Source organism: uncultured Veillonella sp. (assembly GCF_934190855.1).
Lineage (GTDB): Bacteria > Bacillota > Negativicutes > Veillonellales > Veillonellaceae > Veillonella.
In genome coordinates, this window is the sequence record NZ_CAKPTN010000127.1 from 1 (window position 1) to 4,715 (window position 4,715).

The following is a 4,715-nucleotide window of genomic DNA, read 5'->3' on the forward strand; positions in this document are numbered from 1 at the left end:
GAAACCATACTGCGTAACAGTAAAGCGAGAAACCTTAGATGAAGAAGAAGGGGAGGCCGTAGTTGGTTATTATGTAACGGGTGAAATCTTGATGTGCGTTATTCTCGATCCCTTTGAAGTACCTGTTATGAAGGTTGCTCTTGATAAAGGCACTCTTAAAGACTATATTCTTGCAGCAAATGATTTGACAGAAGATATGCTGGCATCTTTAGAAAAATAGTTGGATTTCTTGTCTTTATTGTGTTTTACACATAATAAAAATGTAAAATACTTTACTCTGCTACATTGATGTAGTGGATAAATTTGTTTATAATAGAAGTATTATAGTCATTGCAGATAGGAAGGAAATCCCCATGAACTTGAAAAAAGGTATTGCCCTAGCGCTCACGGCGGCAGCTTTATTAGCTTTTACAGGCTGTGGCTCAAATGGAACTACATCAAATGGTGAATACAAAGTTGGCGTAGTACAACTCGTTGAACATCCTGCACTAGATGCGGCAAATAAAGGTTTTGTTGATGCTCTTAAAGAAAAGGGCTTAGCTGAAAAAATTTCTTTCGACCAACAAAACGCGCAAGCTGATCAATCTAACTTGAATAGTATTGCTCAGAGATTTGTATCTGATCGTAAAAACTTGATTTTAGCAATTGCTACTCCAGCAGCGCAATCTATGGCGAATGCAACTCATGATATTCCAATCATGGGTACTGCTATTACAGATTACGAAGCAGCTAAACTTGTTAAATCTAATCAAAAACCTGGTGGTAATGTGTCTGGTACATCCGACATGAACCCAGTAGAGCAACAAGTTGACTTAATTTTACAAGTACTACCGAATGCAAAAACAATCGGTACTATTTATAGCTCTAGCGAAGTAAACTCTCAAATTCAAGTAGAGAAGATGAAAGCTTACGCGGCTACAAAAGGTATTAAAGTTGAAGAGGTTACGGTTTCCAACGTAAACGATATTCAACAAGCGGCTCAAAACCTCGTATCTCAGCGTGTAGATGCCATTTATGTACCGACAGATAATGTTGTAGCTTCTGCTATGAGCAATCTTGTAGCTATTACCGACCCAGCAAAAATTCCTGTATTTGGCGGTGAAGACAACCACGTAAAAGGTGGTGCACTCATGTCCTTGTCTGTAGATTACTACAAACTTGGCTACCAAACAGGTTTGATGGCAGCAAAAATCTTGACTGGCGAAGCTAAAGTTGAAGATATGCCTATCGAAATGCAAAAAGAATTTAAATTAGTTGTGGGTAAAGATAAATTAGAAAAATTGGGCATCACCTTACCAGAGGATTTGATGAACAAAGCATCTATGATTTAACACATAACTGGTAAGGAGTTACATATGAATTGGAAAAAAAGTATTGCAGTGGCACTTAGTGCCGTCACTATTATGGCAATGGTAGCAGGTTGTGGTTCTAATACGGCAACTAATGACCAAAAGAAAATTGGCGTTATTCAATTAGTAGAACATCCATCTCTTGATGCTGCTAATAAGGGCTTTGTTGATGGTCTTGCATCTAAAGGCTATAAAGATGGTCAAAATATTAAGCTAGATCAACAAAATGCTCAAGCTGACCAATCTAACTTGAACAGTATTGCCCAACGCTTCGTATCTGATAAAAAAGATTTAGTATTAGCTATTGCTACTCCAGCAGCGCAATCTATGGCGAATGCAACTCATGATATTCCAATCATGGGTACTGCTATTACAGATTACGTAACAGCTAAACTCGTTCAATCCAATGAACGTCCTGGTGGTAACGTATCTGGTACGTCTGATATGACACCTGTTGAAAAAGAGGTTGATCTTATCATTGCATTAGTACCAAATGTAAAACGTATTGGTGCTATTTACACATCTTCTGAAATCAACTCCCAATTACAAGTTGAAAAAATGAAAGCGTACGCAGCTACTAAAGGTATCACTGTTGTAGAAGCAACTGTTTCCAACGTTAATGATATCCAACAAGCCGCTACAAATCTTGTGAACCAAGATGTACAAGCTATCTATACACCAACAGATAATGTATTAGCATCTGCTATGGCTAACTTAGCACAAATCACTGATGCTGCTAAAATTCCAGTATTTGCTGCCGATGAAGGTATGACAATGACTGGTGGTGTAGCAACATATTCTGTTGATTACTATCAATTGGGTTACCAAACTGGATTAATGGCTGCTAAAGTTCTTAGTGGCGAAGCAAAAATTGCAGACTTAGCGATTGAAACACAAAAAGAGATTAAGTTAACTGTTAACGAAGAACGGGCTAAAAAATTAGGTATTACAATCCCAGACGCACTTCGTAAAGATATGAAACAATAGAGGAGATTTTGATGTTAGATTTAGTGGTAGGCACCATAACCACAGGCCTTTTATGGTCCTTGTTAGCGGTCGGTGTATTCATTACCTTCCGTGTACTAGATGTGGCTGACTTAACCGTGGAGGGTACGTTCCCAATGGGGGCGGCCATTTCCGCTATTTTAATTACAAGTGGCATGAATCCAATCCTTTCCATTTTACTTGCCGGTGTGGGCGGTATGGTGGCAGGTGCTGTAACAGGCTGGATTCACACAAAACTAAAGATTCCTGCATTATTGGCTGGTATTTTGACAATGATTGCTTTGTACTCTGTGAACCTTCACATTATGGGCAAAGCTAACGTATCCTTGCTACGCATGGACACAATTTATTCTATCCTTGGCGGCTTATTCCACACACCTAATATGTGGTCTGCTGCTATCGTAGGCGTATTAGTAGCTGTTGTAGTATGCTTGTTCTTGTTCTGGTTCTTTGGTACAGAAATTGGTACAGCATTGCGTGCAACAGGTGTTAACCCTCAAATGATTCGCGCTCAAGGTGTAAATACTGACAACATGATCGTTTTAGGTCTTTTGATTTCCAATGGTTTTGTTGGTATGTCTGGCGCTCTTATTGGTCAATTCCAAGGCTTTGCAGACGTAGGTATGGGTATCGGTACCATCGTTATCGGCTTGGCGTCTGTAATCATCGGTGAAGTAGTATTCGGTACAAAATCTTTCGTACGTAGCCTTATCGCCGTAGTACTTGGTTCTATCGTATATCGTATCGTTATTGCTGCTGTACTCTACATGGGTATGCCGCCAAACGATTTAAAATTATTCACTGCCATTCTTGTGGCCATTGCGCTTTCCTTGCCTACATTGAAAGCAAAATGGTTGGCTCGCTAAGGAGGACACTATGTTAGAAGTAAAAAATATGGTAAAAACCTTCTTTAAGGGCACAATTAATGAAAAGACTGCATTACAAGGTATCGATCTTCGCTTAGAAGAAGGGGATTTCTGTACTGTAATCGGTGGTAATGGTGCTGGTAAAAGTACGTTACTAAACTCCATCGCTGGTGTATTTCCAGTAGATGAAGGGTCCATTACAATCAATGATATTGATGTAACAAAAATGCCTGAGTACAAACGTGCTAAATACATTGGCCGTGTATTCCAAGACCCTATGGTGGGGACTGCAGGCAATATGCAAATCGAGGAAAACTTGATTCTTGCTATGCGCCGTGGTAAAAGCTTAGGTCTTAAATGGGCTTTTAAAGATAGCGAACAAGCATTCTTCAAAGAACGCCTTGCCCTATTAGGTTTAGGTCTTGAAGATCGTTTGTCTGCTCGTATGGGTCTATTATCTGGTGGTCAACGCCAATCCATCACATTGTTGATGGCTACAATGCTTCGTCCAGAACTTTTATTATTGGATGAACATACGGCAGCTCTTGACCCTAAGACTGCAGAAAATGTTTTACAATTGACGGATAAACTCGTAGCAGAACACAACTTAACAACTCTTATGATTACTCATAATATGCGCGATGCATTGCGCTTTGGTAATCGCCTCATCATGATGGACTCCGGTCGTATCATCTATGATGTAAAAGGGGAAGAAAAGAAAAAATTAACAGTTGCTGACTTACTTCAAAAGTTCGAAGTAGCTGGAGAAAACGCATTAAGCGACCGCATGGTACTTGGTGCAAAATAATAGAAGAGGGCATAAGCCCTCTTTTGTTATTTTGCTGTAATTTTCCTTTACAAGATAAGGTAGATACTGTATACTAAATAAGGTCGTAAGACATATCGTAAGCGAAGTATTCGAATCTCCAACGGTTACTTAAGCTTATCGGGATTATTTATTTTTTAGGAGGTAACATTAATGTTAACTACAGAAGCTAAATTAGCAGTAATTAAAGAATACGCTACTCATGAAGGTGACACTGGTTCTCCAGAAGTACAAGTTGCGATTTTGACAAGCCGCATCCAATACTTAACAGATCACTTGAAAGAGCACAAAAAAGACCATCATTCCCGTCGTGGTTTGTTGAAATTGGTTGGTCAACGCCGTAACATGCTTGACTACCTTCGTCGTAAAGATATCGAACGTTACCGTTCCCTTATCGAACGTCTTGGTCTTCGTAAATAATAAAACTAGCCGTCCCTTTGGACGGCTTTTTTATTTTATTTCTCTATGTTATAATAACATTAGGCAAAGGGAAACGAATGCCGATAATCTATTGTGGAAACACGAAAAAAAGGACAGAGCGGCAACTCTGTCCTTTTTATTGTGCTAGTTGCTATTTATAGGGTTATAGGACAAAACGTGTTGGTTTTATAGGCGATAGAGCCAGTAAATTACTGGCTCTATCGCCTATAAAACCAACACGTTTTGTCC

At 39.3% G+C, this 4,715-nt stretch carries 5 protein-coding genes and 1 pseudogene; all 6 read left to right on the plus strand.

Annotation, left to right across the window (positions count from 1 at the left end; genetic code table 11):
• Positions 1 to 220, plus strand: a pseudogene (locus Q0F90_RS07285) (hypothetical protein); the annotation flags it as partial.
• A 133-nt stretch (positions 221 to 353) separates the two neighbouring features.
• Entirely contained in the window at positions 354 to 1,331 is a 978-nt protein-coding gene (locus tag Q0F90_RS07290) for an ABC transporter substrate-binding protein (RefSeq protein ID WP_296004380.1), read from the plus strand.
• A gap of 24 nt (positions 1,332 to 1,355) precedes the next feature.
• Positions 1,356 to 2,336 carry an ABC transporter substrate-binding protein gene (locus Q0F90_RS07295; RefSeq protein WP_296004381.1) on the plus strand — a complete coding sequence of 327 codons (981 nt, stop codon included), beginning with the start codon at positions 1,356 to 1,358 and terminating at the stop codon, positions 2,334 to 2,336.
• Between the two features lie 11 nt (positions 2,337 to 2,347).
• Positions 2,348 to 3,220 carry an ABC transporter permease gene (locus Q0F90_RS07300; protein ID WP_009372133.1) on the plus strand — a complete coding sequence of 291 codons (873 nt, stop codon included), beginning with the start codon at positions 2,348 to 2,350 and terminating at the stop codon, positions 3,218 to 3,220.
• 10 nt (positions 3,221 to 3,230) lie between these two features.
• Positions 3,231 to 4,028, plus strand: a complete 798-nt coding sequence (locus tag Q0F90_RS07305) for an ABC transporter ATP-binding protein (RefSeq protein WP_054747234.1) — start codon at positions 3,231 to 3,233, stop codon at positions 4,026 to 4,028.
• Between the two features lie 171 nt (positions 4,029 to 4,199).
• Positions 4,200 to 4,466 (plus strand): 30S ribosomal protein S15, encoded by a 267-nt coding sequence (gene rpsO, locus Q0F90_RS07310; protein WP_005386879.1) that lies wholly within the window; start codon positions 4,200 to 4,202, stop codon positions 4,464 to 4,466.
• Positions 4,467 to 4,715 lie beyond the last annotated feature (249 nt).

Excerpts from the sequence above, each read along its gene's own strand:
- Q0F90_RS07290 (WP_296004380.1), top strand. The coding sequence starts at position 354 with ATGAACTTGAAAAAAGGTATTGCCCTAGCGCTCACGGCGGCAGCTTTA.
- Q0F90_RS07295 (WP_296004381.1), top strand. The coding sequence starts at position 1,356 with ATGAATTGGAAAAAAAGTATTGCAGTGGCACTTAGTGCCGTCACTATT.
- Q0F90_RS07300 (WP_009372133.1), top strand. The coding sequence starts at position 2,348 with ATGTTAGATTTAGTGGTAGGCACCATAACCACAGGCCTTTTATGGTCC.
- Q0F90_RS07305 (WP_054747234.1), top strand. The coding sequence starts at position 3,231 with ATGTTAGAAGTAAAAAATATGGTAAAAACCTTCTTTAAGGGCACAATT.
- rpsO (WP_005386879.1), top strand. The coding sequence starts at position 4,200 with ATGTTAACTACAGAAGCTAAATTAGCAGTAATTAAAGAATACGCTACT.